The following is a 1099-nucleotide window of genomic DNA, read 5'->3' as shown; positions in this document are numbered from 1 at the left end:
GGGTGGGGGTGTCGGCGTCGACGACGCTGGCGAGGACGGTGCCGAGCCGTCGCCGGCGGCCCTCGACGCGCTCGGCGACGAGGTGCAGTCCGTGGATGTCGCCGGCAGAGCCCGGCAGCGGCACCTTGCCGAGCGCCTTGGCGAGCAGGCCGCCCGCGGTGTCGACGTCCTCGTCGTCCACCTCGAGGCCGAACAGCTCGCCCAGCTCGTCCCGGCCGAGCCGCGCGGGGACGCGGAACACGCCGTGCCCCAGGTCCTCCACGACGGGCGCCGTCGGGTCGTGCTCGTCGGTCAGCTCGCCGACGATCTCCTCGATGGCGTCCTCGATGGTCACCAGGCCGGCGATGCCGCCGTACTCGTCGACCACCATCGCCATGTGCGACGAGCCGTCCTGGAGCTCGCGCAGCAGCTCGTCGACCGGCTTCGACTCGGGAACGAAGACCGCCGGGCGCGCCAGCGACGACGCCGGGGCGTTCAGCATCGCCTCCTGCTCGCGGCGGTCCGAGCCGCCTACGGGTCCGATCGGCAGGCGACCGACGACGTCCTTGAGGTACAGCACGCCGCGCAGGTCGTCCACGGAGTCGCCGACCAGCGGCACCCGGGAGAACCCGGACCGCAGCAGCAGGGCGAGCGCCTTGCGCAGGGGCGTGTCGGCCGAGGCGGTGACCATGTCCGTCCGGGGCACCATGACCTCGCGGGTGAGCGTGTCGCCCAGCTCGAGCACCGAGCGGAACATCTCCCGCTCCTCGTCCTCGATCACGTCCGACTCGCTCACGCGCTGCACCATGTCCCGCAGCTCGCTCTCCTCCGCGGCGGCCGACGTCGCACCGGGTCGACCGACCGCGCCCAGGCGGCCGGCGACAGCCGTCACGGCCACGAGCACGTGGGACAGGCGGGTGAGCGTGGCGACGGGATGCTGGCGACCGAGCGTCCGGGGGCTCGCCCGCACCAGCAGGAACGCGACGAGCCCGCAGACCGCGACCGAGACCAGCAGCACCGCCCACCACGCCAGGCCGGCCGCGGCGACCACGAGCGCGATGCACACGGTGGCGGTCATCTCGGCGATCAGCCGCACGAACGCCGCTGCCGACGCGACCCG

General features: G+C 74.1%; 1 protein-coding gene. It reads right to left on the bottom strand.

Annotated elements, in window-relative coordinates:
* Nucleotides 1–1099: hemolysin family protein (locus AC1DUQ_RS21905; RefSeq protein ID WP_477074659.1), on the bottom strand; the 1099-nt coding region annotated here is incomplete at both ends.

The organism is Cellulomonas sp. P4_B5_2 (assembly GCF_056402235.1).
The sequence above is the reverse complement of the archived record's forward strand: the minus strand, read 5'-3'. Positions and strand labels throughout refer to the sequence as shown.